This is a genomic window from Kitasatospora sp. Xyl93 (assembly GCF_055383135.1).
Genome location: NZ_AP029185.1, coordinates 3,723,899 through 3,741,015, shown reverse-complemented (window position 1 = coordinate 3,741,015; position 17,117 = coordinate 3,723,899). Strand labels below are relative to the sequence as shown.

Below are 17,117 nucleotides of genomic sequence, written 5' to 3'. Positions count from 1 at the left end.
GGCCGTCCACGTGGAGGAGGCCGGCCCGCGCTCGTCGCGGGCCGGCCTCCTCCGTCGTCGGGTGCTGCTCGTCCGGGTGCTACTTGACCGCCGTCTTGCCGATGGTGGGGAGGATGAAGTCCTGGATCAGGCCCTTGGCGTCACGGACGATCGGCCGGAAGACCCGGTAGCGGGACAGGTTGATCACCCGGGCCGCGAGCGGCGTCGAGCGGCGGACGAACTCCCTGGTCCGCTCGGTGTCCGGGGTGCGGTCGAAGACCCAGTAGAGCACCACGATCATCAGGTGCAGCCAGAGCACGTCCGGCAGCAGCTCGACCAGTTCGGCATCCAGCTTGGGCGCCAGCTCGGAGCCCTGGAGCACCTCGCGGAACAGCTCCACGGCGGTCGCCCGGGCCGGGTGGGACTCGTTGGAGAACGGGCTCAGCGAGCTGGTCGGGTCGGCGGCGGTGCGGAAGAACTGCGCGGAGAACTCGTGGTACGGCGCGGCCGTGTCGAGCCAGGAGGCCAGCGCGATCTGCAACCGCTCGGAGAAGTCCCGGGTGTGGGCCATGCGGCGCTTGGCGTCGGCCGCGTGCTCGTAGGTCATCCGGTCGTAGAACCCCTGGATCAGGAATTCCTTCGCCGAGAAGTAGTAGTACGCGTTGCCCACCGAGACACCGGCCTCGGTGGCGATCGCGCGCATGGTGGTCTTCTCGTAGCCCCGCTCCTGGAACAGCCGCATGGCCGTCTCCAGGATCAGCGCCCGGGTCGCCTCACTCTTGTCGGTCTTCGGCTGTGCCCGGCCGCCGGGCAGGGGCCCGGTCTCCGGCCCGGGCCCGCCCTCCGGTCCGGGCACGGCCGGAGCCCCGGCCGTGCCGTTCTCGCCGTCCGTTCGGTTCGTCGCTGCCAGGTCGTCCACGAGCACGAGCCTAGCCGGAGACGACGTTCCACCCGGTGTCGGTGCTCGTGGTACCGGATGCCCCCTCCGCATCCGGTACCACGACGACCCCCCTCATTTCGAACGCGTTCAAAAACCCAGCAGAACTGTAGTCGTATCGGTTGAACATGTTCAACTCCTTCTCTGTGGGAGGCTGGTCACATGATCAGTTCAGGTCAGACCCTCATCCGGCGCGGCGGACCGCAGGACGCCGATTCCGTCGCCGAACTGCACGCCCTGAGCTGGCGCACCGCCTACCGGGGGATCGTCCCGGAGGAGGGGTTGGGCGACGGAATGGTCGCCCAGCGGCGCGAGCTGTGGAGACTCCGCCTGGACGCCGACTACGGGGAGCCGGAGAACACCCCGGAGCTCCTGGTGGCCGAACGGGCCGGTGCGACGGTCGGGTTCATCTACCTCGTCCCGCAGCCGGACGGCGCGGTGCTGATCGACAACCTGCACGTGCGCCCCGGCCTGAACGGTGGCGGCATCGGCCGCGAGCTGCTGACCGCGGCCCGCGCCCGGGTGGCCGAGCGGCACCCCGGGGCCGGACTCTTCCTGGAGGTGCTGCGGGACAACACCCGCGCGATCGCCTTCTACGAGCGCGAGGGCGCCGAGCGGGTGCGGGAGCAGGAGGGCGAGTTCCCCGGCGGATTCCTGCTGCCCGAGTACGTGTACGCCTGGCCGGCCGCTCGCGTGGCGGTCGGGGCCGGTCGGCCGGAGCCGACGGACCGGTAGGAAACGGACCGGGGGAGTCGATCGGTGGGAACGGACCGATGGAGACGGTCGGTGGAAAGGGATCGGTGGAGGGACCGCCGGATCGTTCCGGTCAGTCGAAGTCGTAGACGGTCACCGGGACGCCCCGGGCCGTCAGCCGGGCGGTGACCAGCGGTTCGACCCGCTCCCACCGCCCGCCCGCCAGGCCGCAGCCGATCCGCGGCATGTGGACGGAGGCGCCGAGCCGGAGCGCGTGGCCGCCGAGCGCGGCCAGCCCGGTGTCGATCGCCTCGTAGCGCACCGGCACTCCGGTGGAGCGCCCCGTCCGGATGCCGCGCTGGCCGACCAGGTTGGCCACCCAGAGGTACGGACCGACCGGCACCAACTGGACGGCGCCCAGGCCGAAGCCGTTCTTCGCCCGCTCCCGGTGCCAGCGTCGGTACGCCGCCTCGGGCTCGGGCCAGCGTCTGGAGAGCGCGAGCACGAAGCCCTTGCCCCAGCCGCCGAGGTCGTTGCAGACGTGCGCGATCACCTTCACGCCCTTGCCCTGGGGCGTGGTGGCATCGCCTCGGACGTAGGTGATTTCCCCCATGCCTCGACGTTAGAGGGTGCCACTGACAATCGGCTCGGCATTTTCCGCCGCCCCGCTCCGGCCCCCGTCCGCCGCCCCGCTCCGGCCGCCGTCCAGCGCCGTGCCCTGGCCGCCCTCGACCGCCTCGCCCGCCGCCGTGCCCGCCGCGCCGTCCGCGGCCGGCGCCTTGCGCACCGTCAGGTGCCGCCGCCCCGCCAGCGCGATCAGCAGCGCGGCCCCGGCGGCCACGGCGGGCAGGGCGTAGCCGGTGCCCGGCGCGGCCTGCTCGGCGACCGTCCCGGCGAGCGCCGCCCCGGCCGAGATGCCGACCACGATGCCGGACACCGCCATCGCCATCCCCTCGTTGAACTGCCGCTGCGGCAGCAGTTCCTGGACCAGCGTCATCCCGGTCACCATGGTCGGAGCGGTGGCGGTGCCGGCCGCGAACAGCGTCACCCCCAGCAGCCCCAGCCCGGCCCCGCCCAGCCCGGCGGCGAGCGGCAGCAGCAGCACCGCGGCCATCGCCGTGGCGCCGAGCAGGAAGCGCGCACCCGGTGCCCGGCGCGGGGTCAGCAGCCCGAACAGCAGCCCCGCCACGCAGGAACCGGCCGCGACCAGGGCCAGCAGCAGGCCGGCCGAGGCCTTGTGGCCGAGCGCGTCGGCGTACGCCACGGTGGTGATCTCGGTGGCGCCGAAGACCATGCCGGTCGCCAGGAAGGTCAGCACCAGCACCCGCAGTCCGGGCACCCGCAGCGGGGAGCCGTGCCGCCGGCCGGCCGCCTCCCGCCCCTGCGCCGGGGCGGCGGGCAGCGGGGGTTCGGTGCGCCGCTGGGCGGCGAACAGCAGGGCGCCGGCGGTGCCGAGGGTGCCGGCGGTGATCAGCCCGGCCTCCGGCGCGAGCGTGGTGCAGAGCAGCATCGCGAGCACCGGCCCGGCCATGAAGCAGAGTTCGTCCAGCGCCTGTTCGAAGGAGTTGGCCAGGTGCCGGGCGGCCGGGTCGTCCCGGTACAGGTGGGCCCAGCGGGAGCGGGCCATGCCGCCGAGGTTGGGGGCCGCCGAGCAGGCCGCGGAGCAGAGCGGGAGCGTCCAGTCGGGTGCGCCGAGCCGGACGCAGAGCAGCAGTCCGGTCAGCGGAACGGCGTTGTACAGCGCGGCCGGTACCGTCACCCGCGCCTGCCCGTAACGGTCCACCAGCCGTCCGATCAGCGGCATCCCGACGGCGCCGGCGACCAGCCCGGCCGCCGAGACCGCGCCGGCCAGCCCGTAGGAGCCGCGCCGCTCGGAGAGCAGCACCACCAGTGCGACGCCGTTCATCGACAGCGCCAGCCGGCCGAGCAGCCCGGCCAGGGTGAAGGCGGCGGCGCCGGGGGCCGCGAACAGCCGCCGGTAGGAGGTGAGGAGGGCGCGCGGGGGCATCGGGCTCCTGTGAGCAGGGGGAAGGGGTGTGCACCCAGCCTGGCGCCGGCGGCGGGCGGCCGTCCAACACCTGTTCCGCCGTACTCACAACACGCTGTTGTTAATCTTCCGCCCATGCCCCGTGACCTGCACCCCCGTCTGCTCCGCGGCTTCGTCGCGACCGCCGAGACCCTGCACTTCGGCCGGGCCGCCGAGCGGCTGCACATCGCCCAGCAGGCGCTCAGCCGGGACGTCCGGGCGCTGGAGGGGCTGCTCGGCGAGGCGCTGTTCACCCGCACCACCCGCAGCGTCGAACTCACCCCGGCCGGGGAGCGGTTGCTGCCCCGGGCGCGCCGCTTCCTCGCCCTGCACGACGAGATCCTCGCCGGGGCGCTGACCGGGGCCGCCGCCCGGCCGCTGCTGCTCGACCTCAACAGCGACGTCACCGGCCCGGACCTCACCGCCGACCGGGTGCTCGAACGGGCCCGCGCCGCCTGGCCGGAGGGCGAACTGCTGGCCCGCTTCCACGGCGGACTGGCCGCGGCCGCCGCCGAACTGCTGGCCCACCGGCTGGACGCCTCCTTCGGCCGCTTCGCCGGGCTGCCGGCCCCGGTGCGCGGCCGGCTCGTCCAGCTGCCGGTGCGGTTGGAGCGGGTCTCGGTGATGATGGCGGACACCCACCCGCTGGCCGACCGCCCGGTGCTGCGGGTGGCCGAGCTGGCCGGGCACCCGGTGGACGTCTGCGCGGGCAATCCGGCCACCACCGAGTGGACCGACCTGGGCACCCGGCTGCTGCGCGAGCACGGCCTGACGGCGGCCGCGCCCTACGTGCCGCCGGTGGGCGTGGACGAGACCGCCCGCTACCTCGTCCGGCACGGCGATCCGATGCTGACCACCGTCGGCGGCCCGCGGATCCCGGGGACGGTTCACGTCCCGCTGGTGGAGCCGGTGCCGCTGAGCCTGGTCAGCCTGGTGCACCGGCCCGGCGAGCGTCACCCGGGGCTGCGAGCGCTGGCCGCCGCGGCGAGCGCGCTCGGCGCGGCGGAGGGCTGGCTGCGCCGCCCGGCGGGCAGCTGGCTGCCCGAGGCGGACGCCGCGCTGCTGCCGTAGCCGCCCCGCCGGGGGAGGGAAGGAAACCGCCCCTGCCCCGGGGGGAAGGGCAGGGGCGGTGCTCAGGGGGGAGGTCGGCTCAGGCCGCCTTGACGGCGGAGATGTCGAAGCTGAGCTTGACCTTCTCACCGATCAGGACGCCGCCGGTCTCCAGGGCCGCGTTGTAGGTCAGCCCGAACTCGGTGCGGTCGACGACGGCCTTGCCCTCGAAGCCGACCCGCTCGGCGCCGTACGCGTCGGTGGCGCTGCCGGTGTACTCCAGGTCCAGCACGACCGGGCGGGTGGTGCCCTTGATGGTGAGGTCGCCGGTCATCCGGTACGAGTCGCCGCCGAGCAGCTGCGCGGAGGTGCTGCGGAAGTGGATCTCCGGGTGGGTCTCGACGGCGAAGAAGTCGCCGGTGCGCAGGTGCTCGTCGCGCTGGGCCTGGTTGGTGTCGACGCTGCCGACCTTGATCACCAGCTCGGCCGAGGAGTTGCCGGGGTGGGACCCGTCCAGGTGCAGCCTGCCGTCGTACTCGGTGAAGCGGCCCTTGACGTTGGTGACCATCGCGTGGCGGACCGAGAAGCCGATCTCGCTGTGCGTGCTGTCGATCGTCCAGTCGCCGGTCAGGTGGGCGAGGTCCGGGCCGGCCGGGGTCCGGACGGTGGTCGCGGCGAGGGCGGTGACGGTCTTGGTGCGGTTGAACAGGCCCATGGCTTCCTCCTTGGTTCGAAGCCAGTTGTTTAGGCTTCAACTTGTTGGCTCCAGCGTAGGACAATTTCGTTCAACTTTCAACCATGCGGGGGCGGCTTCCCCCGGACGGCTCAACGGACCGGCCCTGTCGGCCCTCCCGGTTAGGCTGCGAGGAACGGTTCCACCCCTGCGAGGAACGGTTCCACCCCGCCCGGAAGGCCTCCGATGTTCGTCCTGCACGCGCTCTGGCGGGCGGACGGGCAGCTGGCGCTCTGGGCCGAGGACGCCCGCGCCCACCCCGGCGCCACCGAGCCGCCCCCCGGCCGGCCCGCCCCGCGCGCCCACCCCTACGCCTGCCCGGCCGGCGAGCTGGCCGCCGTGCTCGGCGGCATCGGCCCGGGCCTCGGCTGGCTCGCCGGGCAGGCCCCCGAGCGCTGGGCCACCCTGCTGCTGCCCACCGTCGGCACCGTCCCCGCCCCCTCTCCCGACCTGCCGGTCACCCCGCCGCGCGGCGGCGCCGTCCTCACCCCCTGGCGGGTGCCGGCGCTGCTCTTCGACACCGCGGCCGCCGCCCAGCTGCTCGGCGAGGTCTTCGACCCGGTCTGGGCCGTCACCGGCACCGACCTGCCCGGTGCCGGCCGGGTCGAGGTGGTCCACGGCCCCTCGCTGCGCTGGCTCACCGGCGTGCACGACCTCGCCTGGCGGACGGTCGGCCGCGGCCGGGTGCTGCCGCTGCCGGTCGGGGCCGCCGACGGCCGCCCGCGGGCCCGGTGGCGGCCCGACCTCGCCCCGGCCGGCCGCCGCGAGGCCGCCGCCCTGGCGGCGGGCTGCCCGCCCGTCCTGCTGGGGGAGTGGCCGCACGGGCCCGGCGGCGGCGACGCGCTGCTGGGTGCCGCCCTGGGCGCCCTGGTGGACGCCGAGGCCCGCGCCGCACTGGCGGACACGCCCTTCCCACCGCCCGGCGCGGCCGGGGCCGTCGCCGAACGCTGGCTGCACGCCCTCGCCACCCCCGACGGGGGGTTCGACGGCGCCCCGCCCGGGGAGGTCGCCGAACTGCGCCGCCGGCTCGGCGCCTGGTACGCCGCCGCCGAGCCAGTCGACCCGGCGGTGCGGCTCTGCTTCCGCCTGGTCGAGCCGCTCGGCCCCGACCAGGACGACCCCGAGGGCCGCCCCTCCGACGACGCCTGGCAGCTGGAGTTCCTGCTCCAGGCCGTGGACGAGCCCTCCCTGCTGGTCCGCGCCGCCGACCTGCACGAGGGCGGCGCCGCCCACGCCGCGCTGGCCCGCAGGACGGCCGACCCGGTCGACGTCCTGGTCGCCGAACTCGCCCGCGCCGCCCACCGCTGGCCCGCCCTGGACGGGCTGCGCCACCGCGCCCGTCCGTCCGCCCTGCCGCTCGACCGGGCCGGCGCGCTGGACTTCCTGCGCACCGCCGCGCCCGCCCTCGCCGAGGGCGGCTTCGGGGTGCTGCTTCCCGCCTGGTGGCGCCGCCGCCCCCGGCTCGGGCTCGCCCTGCGCGCCACCACCCGGCCCGCGCCCGGCTCGCTCGCGGTCAGCGGCCAGGTGGACCGGGACGCCGTCGTCGCGTTCCGCTGGCAGGCCGCGCTCGGCCCGGACGGGGACCCGCTCAGCGAGCGGGAACTGGCCGAACTCGCCGCCGCCAAACAGGGGTTGGTCCGGGTGCGCGGCACCTGGCTGGAGGCCGATCCGGCCCAGATCGCCGCCGCGCTCGCCTTCCTCGCCGACCGGCGCGACGGCGTGCTCGCCGCCCCCGAGCTGCTGCGGCTCGCCCTCGACCCGGACGCGACGGTCGCCGGGCTGCCGGTCACCTCGGTGCGCGCGGACGGCCCGCTCGGCGAACTGCTCGCCGGGCGGGCCGGCGCCGCCCCCGCGCCGGAGCTGCCGCCGGACTTCCGGGCCGTGCTGCGCCCGTACCAGGAGCGCGGACTGGCCTGGCTGTGGACCATGTCCGGGCTCGGCCTCGGCGCCGTGCTGGCGGACGACATGGGTCTCGGCAAGACCGTCCAGACCCTCGCCCTGCTCGCCTCCGAGAAGGCCGCCGAGCGGCCCGAGGGCGCCGCCGCCCCCACCCTGCTGGTCTGCCCGATGTCCCTGGTCGGCAACTGGCAGCGCGAGGCCGAGCGCTTCGCCCCCGGCCTGCGGCGGTACGTCCACCACGGCGCCGACCGCCTCGGCGCCGAGCGACTGGCCGAGGCCGTACGGGGCGTGGACCTGGTCATCACCACCTACGGGCTGGTCCAGCGCGACCTCGCCGCCCTGCGCGCGATCCGCTGGCGCCGGGTGGTCGCCGACGAGGCCCAGCACATCAAGAACACCGGCACCGCGCAGTCCCGGGCGATCCGCGCGCTGCCCGTCACCCGGCACCGGATCGCGCTGACCGGCACCCCGGTGGAGAACCGGCTCGCCGAACTGCACGCCGTCCTGGACTTCGCCAACCCCGGCCTGCTCGGCCCCGCCGAGCGCTTCAAGGAGCGCTACGCGATCCCGGTCGAACTGCACCGCAGCCCCGAGCGCACCGCCGAACTCCGGCGCCGCACCGCCCCGTTCGTGCTGCGCCGGGTCAAGTCCGACCCGGCGGTGGCGGCCGAGCTGCCCGCCAAGCAGGAGATGACCGTCTGGTGCAACCTCACCGCCGAGCAGGCCGGCCTCTACCAGGCCGTGGTCGCCGACCTGCTGCGGCGGGTCGAGGGCATCCGGGGCGTGGAGCGGCGCGGCACGGTGCTGGCCGCGATCGGCAAGCTCAAGCAGGTCTGCAACCACCCGGCCCAACTGCTGCACGACGGCTCGGCGGTGGGCGGCCGCTCGGGCAAGGTCGCCCGGCTGGCCGAACTGCTGGAGGAGGCGCTGGCCGAGGGCGACCGCACGCTGGTCTTCACCCAGTACGCCGAGTTCGGCACGATGCTCCGCCCGTACCTGGCGCGCCGGCTCGGCGAGGAGGTGCTCCACCTGCACGGCGGGGTGTCCCGGGCGCGCCGCGAGGAGCTGGTCGAGCGCTTCCAGTCCCCGGACGGGCCACGGGTGTTCCTGCTCTCGCTGCGGGCCGGCGGCACGGGCCTCAACCTGACCGCCGCCAACCAGGTGATCCACCTGGACCGCTGGTGGAACCCGGCGGTCGAGGCGCAGGCCACCGACCGCGCCTTCCGGATCGGCCAGCGCCGGGACGTCCAGGTCCGCCGACTGGTCTGCGTCGGCACCGTCGAGGAGCGGATCGACGAACTCCTCGCCGCCAAGAGGTCGTTGGCCGAGGCGGTGGTGGGGGAGGGCGAGCACTGGCTCACCGACCTCTCGGCCGAGGCACTGCGCGAACTGGTCGCCCTCACCCGGGAGGACGCCGTGGCCGAGGAGGACGCGTGACCGACGACCCCCGACCGCCCGCGGTCAACGTCGCCGCCTACTGGCGCGGCGACTTCACCCTGCGTCCCGTCCCCGCCGAGGAGGAGGACGGCCCCGACGAACCCTCGCTGCGCCGCCTCGGCCGCTCCGGCATCACCGTGCACGGCCGCGACCTCGCCGTCCTGCTCGCCCCCGCCTACGAGGCCTTCCGGGGCTGAGCGCGGCGGCTACCGTGCGGTAGCGTCGCGCGGGTGACCGACACCCACGACACCGGGCCGGCCCGCGTGGCCGGGCCGACGGGAGACCCCGGCCCGGCCGGCGGAGCCCGGCCCGCCGACCCCCGGCTGGCGGCCTTCGAGCAGCACCGGCGGATGGTCTTCGGCATCGCCTACCGGATGCTCGGCAGCGTCGCCGACGCCGAGGACCTGGTCCAGGACACCTGGCTGCGCTGGAGCGGCGTCACCGGCCCGGTCGCCAGCCCCGGCGGCTTCCTGGCCCGTACGGTCACCAACCTCGCGCTCAACAAGCTGGACTCGGCCGCCGTCCGCCGCGAGTCCTACGTCGGCCCCTGGCTGCCCGAGCCGCTGGTCACCGAGCCGGACGCGACCGACGGCGTCGAGCGGGCCGAGACCGTCTCGGTCGCCCTGCTGGTGGTGCTGGAGAGCCTGTCCCCGCTGGAGCGGGCGGTGTTCGTGCTCAAGGAGGCCTTCGGCTTCTCCTACCAGGAGATCGCCGGGGCCCTGGACCGCACCGAGGCGGCCTGCCGCCAGGTCGGCAGCCGGGCCCGCGCGCACGTGCGCGCCCGCCGGCCGCGCTACGACGCCCCGCCCGAGCTGCGCCGCCGGGCCACCGACGAGTTCCTGGCGGCCTGCGTCGGCGGCGACCTCAACCGGATGCTGGACCTGCTCGCCCCCGACGTCGTCAGCTGGACGGACGGCGGCGGGGTGATCCGGGCGGCGCTGCGCCCGGTCACCGGCGCCGAGAACGTCGCCCGCTTCATCCTCGGCGTGCTCCAGCGGCTCGGCGAGGGGGCCGGCGCCCGTCCGGTCCTGGTCAACGGCGAGCCCGGCGTGCTGGTCACCGTGGACGGAGCGGTCGACTCCGTCTCGGTGTTCGAGTTCGCCGAGCAGCCCGACGGCGCCGTGCGGATCTCGGAGATCCGCGGCGTCCGCAACCCGCACAAGCTGGCCCACCTGGCCGGCCTCGGCCCCGCTCCCGCCCCCGGTGACGGCCCCGGCCGGCCCGGCCCGGCTTGACCCTCGACCAGGTCGAGCCCGCAGAGTCACCGGCATGGAGAGCGAGCTGCACAGCATCGGCGAACTGGCCCGCGCCAGCGGACTGGGCGTCGGCACCCTGCGCTACTACGACGGCGCCGAGGTGCTCACGCCCGCCTGGGTCGATCCGCAGACCGGCTACCGCTGGTACCGGCCCGGCCAGCTCGCCGACGCCCGGCTGCTGGCCCGGCTGCGCCGGGTCGGCCTGCCGCTGGCCGGCATCCGCGCCGTGCTCGGCGCCCGACCCGGCGGCGGCGAGGCCCGGCAGGTGCTCGACGCGCACCTGCGCCGGCTGGAGGACGGCCTCGCCGACGCCCGCCGCGAGCTCTCCCTGATCCACGCGATGATCGACCAGAGGGAGCAGCCGATGACCACCACCCCCGCCGGACTCCGGTTCACCGTCCCGGCCGACGGCCTCGCGGCCGCCCTGGACGCGGTCCGCTTCGCGGTCTGCGGGGACCCGGAGCTGCCCTCGCTCGCCGGCGTGCTCTTCGAACCGGACGGTCCGGTGCTGCGCCTGGTCGCCACCGACCGCTACCGGATGGCCTTCGCCGAGGTGCCCGCCACGGGCGACTCGCCCGAGGGGCCGGTGGCCGGCACGGTCGTCCCCGTCGCGCTGGTGGACGCGCTGCGCGCGCTGCTCGGCGCGGGGGCGGCCGAGGTGGCGCTCACCCTCGGCGGCGGGTTGGTCCGGGCCGAGGCCGGGGAGCACCGGATCGAGGGCGCCGCTCTCGACTTCGACTATCCCGACCACCGGGCCGTCGCCCGGCTGGAGCCCGAGCACCGGATCACCCTGTCCGCCGCCGACCTGCGCGCCGCCGTGGAGAGCGGCGCCACCCGGACCCTGCCCTCCGGCCCGGGCGGCGCCGACTGCGAGGTCACCGTCCTGACCCTGGGCGGGGACGGCCGGCTGGCGGTCGCCGACGACCCGGCCCCCGAGGGCTACCGGCTGGCCGTCAACCGGGACTTCCTGCTCGACGCCCTCGACGCCGGGCGGCCCGGGCAGCTGCTCCTCGAACTCGGCGGCCCGATCGCCCCGCTGGCCGTCCGCAACCCCGGGCGGGCGGGCACCTTCTCCGTCCTGATGCCGATCCGGCTGCCCGAGTCCGGCTGACCGGCGGGGCCGGCCGGCCCCGCCGGTCAGCCGGTCAGCCGGCGGGAATCCGGAAGGACTCCGGAGGGACTCCGGAAGTGCTCTGGAAGGATCACCGCATGAGCCCGCACCCCGATCCCCCCGCCTCCGAACTCCACGTCCCCGCCCCCGGCGGCGGCCGGCTGTGGGCGGAGCGCCGCGGCACCGGCAGCCCGGTGGTGCTGCTGCACGGCGCCGGCATGGACTCCCGGCTGTGGGACGCCGTCGCCCCGGCGCTCTCCCGGCACCACGACGTGATCCGCTACGACGCCCGCGGCCTCGGCCGCTCCAGCTCGCCGGAGCGGGCCTTCGACGACGTCGCGGACCTGGGCGCCGTGCTGGACCACGCCGGTCTGCGCAGCGCAGCCCTGGTCGGCCTGAGCATGGGCGGGGAGACCGCGCTGGACTTCGCCCTCGCCCACCCCGGCCGGGTCACCGCGCTCGGCCTGGTCGGCGCCTCGGTCAGCGGCCACGACTGGCCGCCGTCCCCGGAGACCACGGCCTACGCCGAGGCCCGGCGGCGCGGCGACGCGGCCGCGCTGGCCGAGCTGGAGCTCTCGGTCTGGGCCGCGATGGGCCCCGGCGCGCCGGGCGGCGAGCTGATCGCGGCGATGGTCCAGGAGAACGCGGCCCGTCGGATCGTCAGTGAGCACCACCTCGCGGGCGCCCCGGCCCGGGCGGCCGAGCCGCTCCTCGGCACCGTCACCGCCCCCACCCTGGTCGTCCACGGCGACCGCGACCACCCGGAGATCGCGGCGATCGCCGAGCGGCTCTCCGCCGAGATCCCCGGCGCCCGCGGCCACCTCGTCCCGGACGCCGACCACTACCTCCCGCTGCGCACCCCCGAACGGCTCACCGCACTCCTCCTCGCCCACCTGGCCTGACCGGCGACCGGCCCGCCCGCGCCCGCCTCCCGCCGCCGTCCCCGTCTTCCCGCCTGCCGCCCGGGCCGCCTCGCGCCCGGCGCGTTTGCTGCCGCTAGCACCCTGCTTGCATTTGCAAGCGGGGTGTTGCAGGCTGTCCGCATGGCCTCACTGAACGTCGGCTCGCTGGGCGAGTACATCCGCGAGCAGCGCCGCAACGCCCAGTACTCGCTGCGCCAGCTGGCGGAGGCCGCCGGCGTGTCCAACCCGTACCTCAGCCAGATCGAGCGCGGGCTGCGCAAGCCGAGCGCGGAGATCCTCCAGCAGATCGCCAAGGCGCTGCGGATCTCGGCGGAGACGCTGTACGTCCAGGCCGGGATCCTGGAGGAGCGGCGGGGAGAGGGCCTGGAACTGCGGGCCTCGATCCTGGCCGATCCGCTGATCAACGAGCAGCAGAAGCAGGCGCTGCTCGCGGTCTACGACGCCTTCCTCAAGGAGAACGCCGCGTCGGCCCCCACCGCGCCGACCGACGGCCCAGCCACCCAGAACACCCACCGGGAGGACCGGTAACCATGCCCATCACCGACGAGATCAAGAAGACCCTCAGCGACCCGACCCCGCTGTACGCCCTGGCCGGCGCCGGGGACCTCGCGTACGAGAAGCTGCGCGAAGTGCCGGGCCGGGTCGAGGCGCTGGCGGCGGACCGCAAGGGCGCGCAGGAGAAGGCCACGGCCACGCTCCACGAGGCGCAGTCGCTGCTGACCGGGGCGCAGGCCAAGGTCGCCGAGACCGTCACCACCCTGCCGACCGACTTCAAGGCGCTGCAGGAGCGGGCCCAGGGCTTCGCGCTGCAGCAGGTGGCCCGTGCGGTCGAGCTGGCGGTGAAGGCCAGGGAGACGTACGACGAGCTGGCCGAGCGCGGCAAGGTCGTGGTGGACAAGGCCCGCCCGGCCGCGCCGGAGGAGCCCGGGCGGCCCGAGGTGGTGGTGGAGCGGATCGAGGCCGAGCCGGTGACGGACGGCGCCGCCGAGCCCGCGCCGAAGAAGTCCGCCCGGGCCCGCAAGAACGCCGCCGACGCCGCGGAGTGACCTCGCGCCCCGTGGGGCACGACAGGTGACCGTGGGACGTTGACCCCGTCGCGGACGGTCGTCGTGCCAGGATGGACGGCGGTCGCAGCGCCGGAGTCGAGAGCAGAGGAGATCGAAATGGTCGGAGTGTTTCAGATTCTGGCCTTTTCCTACCTGAACCCGGTCTGGTGGGCGACCGTCGCCATCCTCGCCTACAAGCTGTTCGCCCTGGTCGACGCGGCCACCCGCCGGGAGGACGCCTACCGGGCGGCCGACAAGAAGACCAAGGGCTTCTGGGTGGCGATCCTGGCGGTCTCCTTCGGCTGGGACCTCCTGTTCGGGGTGAACTTCTTCACCGGCATCGGCACGCTGGCCGGCCTGGTCGCCTCGATCGTCTACGTGGTGGACGTCCGCCCGGCGATCCGGGCGCTGACCGGCGGCGGCGGGCAGGGAGGCCGGAGCAACACCGGGCCGTACGGCCCCTGGTAGGCGCGGCAGCGGACAACGCGACGGCCCGGACGGGGAGTTCACCCGCCCGGGCCGTCGTCTGCTCCGCCGCCGCTTGACCGACCGTCCGGCTACCGGACCGCCCGGCCGCCGGACCGCCGGCTGCCGGACCACTCGCCTGGCGGGCCGTCAGCCGAGGATCAGCTGCACCGGGTTGCGCTCCAGCAGCAGCACCGCGACGTCGTCGGTCAGCGCGCCGCCGTTCAGCTCCTCGACCTCGGCGATGGCGCTGTCGACCAGCCGCCCCCTGGTCAGTCCGGCGGCCTGGTGGTCGCCGACCAGGTCCGCGAGCCCGTCCTGGCCCAGCCGGCGGGACCCGGCCCCGACCCGGCCCTCGATCAGCCCGTCGGTGTAGAGCAACAGCCGCCAGCCGGGCCGCAGTTCGACCTCGTGGGCGGGCCAGGCGGCCTGCCCGTCGTGGCACGGCAGCAGGCCGAGCGCGGGCCCGGCGAGGTCGGCGGGCAGGCTGACCGGCTCGTGGTCCCGGCCGAGCAGCAGCGGCGCCGGGTGCCCGGCGAGGTAGAGCCGGGCCCGCTCGCCGGCGCCGAGCGAGTCGAGGTCGCTGCCGGTGCCGCCGGGCTCGATGACGAGCATGCAGAGCGTCGCGAAGATCTCGTCGCTGCGCCGCTCGTGCTCCAGCACGTGCTGGAGGGTGGTGAGCAGGGCCTCGCCGGTGAGGCCGGCGAAGACCAGGGTGCGCCACGCTATCCGGAGCGCCACGCCGAGCGCGGCCTCGTCCGGGCCGTGGCCGCAGACGTCGCCGATCACCACGTGGACGGCGCCGTCGTCGGTGCGTACGGCGTCGTAGAAGTCGCCGCCGAGCAGCGCGCGCCGGCGGCCGGGGCGGTAGCGCCGGGTGAAGGAGAGCCCGGCGCCGTCGAGCAGCGGGGTGGGCAGCAGGTGGCGCTGGAGACGGGCGTTCTCCTGGCCGCGCAACTCGGCCTCGACCAGGCGCCGCTGGGACTCGTCGGCGCGCTTGCGCTCGACGGCGTAGCGCAGGGCGCGGGCGAGCAGCGGGCCGTCCGTCTCGTGCTTGAGCAGGAAGTCCTGGGCGCCGGCCGCGACGGCGGCCGCGCCGAGTTCGGCCCCGGCAGCGTCGGTGAGCACCACGACCGGGGTGTGCGGGGCGCGGCGGAGCAGCTCGTGCAGGCCCTCCAGCCCGTCCGAGGCGTCGGAGGGGTGTGGCAGGTCGGCGGGCGCGGCGAGGTCGAGCAGCACGCAGCCGAACTCGGGGGTGCGGGAGCGCCCGCGCCGGGCCCAGGGGGCGGGCGGGGAGAGCAGTTCGGTGGCCTGGTCCAGGCCGCGGGCCCAGTGGATCTCGATCGAGGCGCCGCTGTCGGCCACCGCGGCCTTGATCAGCTGGGCGTCCGAGGCGTCGTCCTCGATGACCAGCAGCCGCAGCGGCCCGTCGTCGGCCGGCCCGTCCGCCGCCGGAGGGCCGGCCGGGTCGGGGACGTGGGACGGGTGGGAGGCGTGCGCGGCCCGCGAGCGGGGGTGGGGTATCGGGGGAGTCGCCGTGGCCGGTCCGGTCGTGGCGTGGCTGCGGGCATGGCCGACGCGGGCGCCGTCGTGGGCGCCCGGCAGGTCCGCGGCACCAGGTGCCCGCCCGTCTCCCGTTGCGGGCATCGATCGTTCCTCCCTTTCCCCGACTGCGTAACGGTCGACGTCCGTCCGCGGTGCCCGCCTGGCACCGCGCGTCGGGGAACTTCTCGCGACCATAACGTGATCTCCGGGGATTTCTCTGGCCGACCGGCGCCGTTGTGGTTATTGCCACGCCGGTGGCGGTGTGGTGTCTGGACTCGGACGACGACTCGGCTCCCGTCCCGGCGGCTGCCGGGCGGCCCGGGGGAGGAACGGGAGATGGTGGCACGGATCACCCTGGTGAAGGGTGACATCACGGAACAGGCGGTGGACGCGGTGGTGAACGCCGCCAACTCGTCCCTGCTGGGCGGCGGCGGGGTGGACGGCGCGATCCACCGCAAGGGCGGGCCGCGGATCCTGGAGGAGTGCCGCCGACTGCGCGCCTCGCACTGGGGCAAGGGGCTGCCCACCGGCCGGGCGGTGGCGACGGCCGCCGGACGGCTGCCGGCCCGGTGGGTGGTGCACACCGTCGGGCCGGTGTACCGGGCGGAGGAGTACGAGGAGCGGGCGGAGCTGCTGGCCTCCTGCTATCGCGAGTCGCTGCGCACCGCGGCGGAGCTCGGCGCGCGCACGGTGGCCTTCCCGGCGGTGTCGGCCGGGATCTACGGCTGGCCGCCGGCGGACGCGGCCCGGATCGCGCTGGGCACCGTCGCCGAGGTGCTGGGCGGCGGTGACGCGGAGGCGGGCGCGGAGCTGACGGAGGTGCGGTTCGTGCTGTTCGGGTCGGAGATGTACGAGGTGTTCGAACGGGCCTGGCGGGAGCTGTCCGAGCGGGACGGCTGACGGCGCGGCGGGGTCGTGGTGTGCGGGGTCGTGGTGCGGGCCGGGCGGTGTGGGGTGCCGCCGCTCGGTCGGTCCATCGTGGCGTGCCGGGGCGTCAACACGCCATAGATATTCGATAACTCGTTCGAGTGAATGTATCGGGTCGCTCACCAGCTCCGGCGCGCACCGGCCCCCGCGCGCTCCCCTGCCCGCTACGGGGCGAGCGCCGACCAGGGCACCGTGACCTCGCCCTGCCACCACCGGCCGCGCGCGTCCACCAGCGGCCAGCTGCCCGCGAGCGCCGTGCAGGCCGCCACCCAGCGCTGCCGCGCCCCGAACGCCCCGTACGGCGCGGCCGCCGCCCAGGCCCGGTCGAAGTCGGTCAGGAAGCGGTGCACCGGCCGACCCGGCACGTTGTGGTGGATCAGTGCCTTCGGCAGCCGCTCGGCCAGGTCGGAGGGCTGGCCCAGGCCGCCCAGCCGGGCCGCGAAGGTCACCGTCCGGGGCCCCTCCGGGCCGAGCGCGACCCAGACGTGCCGCCGCCCGATCTCGTCGCAGGTGCCCTCGACCAGCAGCCCGTCCGGGGCGAGTCGCGCGCACAGCCGCTCCCACACCCCGGCCACCGCCGACTCGTCGTACTGCCGCAGCACGTTGGCCGCCCGGATCAGCTGGGCCGGCGCACCGCCGTCCAGCGGCACCTCGAAGCCGCCGCGCCGGAAGGTGAGCAGCGGCGGCTCGGCGTACGGCAGCGCGGCGGCGACCCGCTCCGGCTCGATCTCGATCCCGACCACCCGGACGTCCGGCCGCACCGTGCGCAGCCGCCCGGCCAGCTCGACGGCGGTCCACGGCGCGGCGCCGTAGCCGAGGTCCACCGCGACCGGCGGGCGCTCGGCGGCGCGCAGCGCACGGCCGAGGGCGTGGGCGATCCAGCGGTCCATCCGGCGCAGCCGGTTGGTGTTGGTGGTGCCCCGGGTGACCGTCCCCACCGGGCGCCCGGTCCGTCCGCGGGCGGGCGCGGCGGGAGCGGGGTCGAAGGAGGCAGCCATGCCCAGAAGGGTAGTCGGACCTTCGGCGGCACCGCGCTGACCTGGGGCGATGGCGGCCGCTCGGGCCGGGGGCCGGGGCGGGAATGCCGGAC

Annotated in this window: 17 protein-coding genes; 11 read left to right on the top strand and 6 right to left on the bottom strand. The window is 75.8% G+C overall.

Annotated elements, in window-relative coordinates:
- Positions 1-79: 79 nt before the first annotated feature.
- Positions 80-898: a TetR/AcrR family transcriptional regulator gene (locus ACZ5GH_RS16635; protein WP_401112920.1), complete on the bottom strand. Its 819-nt coding sequence runs from the start codon at positions 896-898 to the stop codon at positions 80-82.
- Between the two features lie 180 nt (positions 899-1,078).
- Here ACZ5GH_RS16635 and ACZ5GH_RS16630 point away from each other — a divergent pair, with 180 nt between their 5' ends.
- Positions 1,079-1,651 carry an N-acetyltransferase family protein gene (locus ACZ5GH_RS16630; RefSeq protein WP_464334597.1) on the top strand — a complete coding sequence of 191 codons (573 nt, stop codon included), beginning with the start codon at positions 1,079-1,081 and terminating at the stop codon, positions 1,649-1,651.
- 91 nt (positions 1,652-1,742) lie between these two features.
- Here ACZ5GH_RS16630 and ACZ5GH_RS16625 read toward each other — a convergent pair whose 3' ends face one another.
- Together ACZ5GH_RS16625 and ACZ5GH_RS16620 are read right to left on the bottom strand one after the other, a co-directional pair.
- Positions 1,743-2,222: a macro domain-containing protein gene (locus ACZ5GH_RS16625; RefSeq protein ID WP_464334596.1), complete on the bottom strand. Its 480-nt coding sequence runs from the start codon at positions 2,220-2,222 to the stop codon at positions 1,743-1,745.
- A gap of 9 nt (positions 2,223-2,231) precedes the next feature.
- Positions 2,232-3,617, bottom strand: coding sequence for an MFS transporter (locus ACZ5GH_RS16620; protein ID WP_464334595.1), 1,386 nt, complete (start codon positions 3,615-3,617; stop codon positions 2,232-2,234).
- Between the two features lie 114 nt (positions 3,618-3,731).
- Between ACZ5GH_RS16620 and ACZ5GH_RS16615 the strand changes: the two genes are divergently transcribed.
- Positions 3,732-4,706: a LysR family transcriptional regulator gene (locus ACZ5GH_RS16615; protein WP_387752751.1), complete on the top strand. Its 975-nt coding sequence runs from the start codon at positions 3,732-3,734 to the stop codon at positions 4,704-4,706.
- A 79-nt stretch (positions 4,707-4,785) separates the two neighbouring features.
- Here the strand turns inward: ACZ5GH_RS16615 and ACZ5GH_RS16610 are convergent, their stop codons facing one another.
- Positions 4,786-5,400: a YceI family protein gene (locus ACZ5GH_RS16610; RefSeq protein WP_464334594.1), complete on the bottom strand. Its 615-nt coding sequence runs from the start codon at positions 5,398-5,400 to the stop codon at positions 4,786-4,788.
- A gap of 204 nt (positions 5,401-5,604) precedes the next feature.
- Between ACZ5GH_RS16610 and ACZ5GH_RS16605 the strand changes: the two genes are divergently transcribed.
- From ACZ5GH_RS16605 to ACZ5GH_RS16570, 8 genes are all read left to right on the top strand, one after another.
- Positions 5,605-8,754 (top strand): SNF2-related protein, encoded by a 3,150-nt coding sequence (locus ACZ5GH_RS16605; protein ID WP_464334593.1) that lies wholly within the window; start codon positions 5,605-5,607, stop codon positions 8,752-8,754.
- On the top strand, positions 8,751-8,951 hold the full coding sequence (locus ACZ5GH_RS16600) for a hypothetical protein (protein ID WP_387752758.1): 201 nt from the start codon (positions 8,751-8,753) through the stop codon (positions 8,949-8,951). Before ACZ5GH_RS16605 ends, ACZ5GH_RS16600 begins: the two co-directional genes overlap by 4 nt.
- 33 nt (positions 8,952-8,984) lie before the next feature.
- Positions 8,985-9,989 (top strand): RNA polymerase sigma-70 factor, encoded by a 1,005-nt coding sequence (locus ACZ5GH_RS16595; RefSeq protein WP_464334592.1) that lies wholly within the window; start codon positions 8,985-8,987, stop codon positions 9,987-9,989.
- A 34-nt stretch (positions 9,990-10,023) separates the two neighbouring features.
- Positions 10,024-11,121 carry a DNA polymerase III subunit beta family protein gene (locus ACZ5GH_RS16590; RefSeq protein WP_464334591.1) on the top strand — a complete coding sequence of 366 codons (1,098 nt, stop codon included), beginning with the start codon at positions 10,024-10,026 and terminating at the stop codon, positions 11,119-11,121.
- Positions 11,122-11,219: 98 nt separating this feature from the next.
- Positions 11,220-12,023 carry an alpha/beta fold hydrolase gene (locus ACZ5GH_RS16585; protein ID WP_464334590.1) on the top strand — a complete coding sequence of 268 codons (804 nt, stop codon included), beginning with the start codon at positions 11,220-11,222 and terminating at the stop codon, positions 12,021-12,023.
- A gap of 141 nt (positions 12,024-12,164) precedes the next feature.
- Positions 12,165-12,572: a helix-turn-helix domain-containing protein gene (locus ACZ5GH_RS16580; protein WP_387752766.1), complete on the top strand. Its 408-nt coding sequence runs from the start codon at positions 12,165-12,167 to the stop codon at positions 12,570-12,572.
- A 2-nt stretch (positions 12,573-12,574) separates the two neighbouring features.
- Positions 12,575-13,090: a hypothetical protein gene (locus ACZ5GH_RS16575; RefSeq protein WP_387752769.1), complete on the top strand. Its 516-nt coding sequence runs from the start codon at positions 12,575-12,577 to the stop codon at positions 13,088-13,090.
- Positions 13,091-13,207: 117 nt separating this feature from the next.
- Positions 13,208-13,558, top strand: a complete 351-nt coding sequence (locus tag ACZ5GH_RS16570) for a DUF2516 family protein (RefSeq protein ID WP_387752772.1) — start codon at positions 13,208-13,210, stop codon at positions 13,556-13,558.
- A gap of 147 nt (positions 13,559-13,705) precedes the next feature.
- On the opposite strand, the gene ACZ5GH_RS16565 is transcribed toward ACZ5GH_RS16570, so the two are convergent.
- Positions 13,706-15,202, bottom strand: coding sequence for a PP2C family protein-serine/threonine phosphatase (locus ACZ5GH_RS16565; RefSeq protein WP_387752774.1), 1,497 nt, complete (start codon positions 15,200-15,202; stop codon positions 13,706-13,708).
- A gap of 237 nt (positions 15,203-15,439) precedes the next feature.
- Between ACZ5GH_RS16565 and ACZ5GH_RS16560 the strand changes: the two genes are divergently transcribed.
- Positions 15,440-16,000, top strand: coding sequence for an O-acetyl-ADP-ribose deacetylase (locus ACZ5GH_RS16560; protein ID WP_387753184.1), 561 nt, complete (start codon positions 15,440-15,442; stop codon positions 15,998-16,000).
- 191 nt (positions 16,001-16,191) lie between these two features.
- Here the strand turns inward: ACZ5GH_RS16560 and ACZ5GH_RS16555 are convergent, their stop codons facing one another.
- On the bottom strand, positions 16,192-17,025 hold the full coding sequence (locus tag ACZ5GH_RS16555) for a methyltransferase domain-containing protein (protein WP_464334589.1): 834 nt from the start codon (positions 17,023-17,025) through the stop codon (positions 16,192-16,194).
- Between the last annotated feature and the right edge of the window lie 92 nt (positions 17,026-17,117).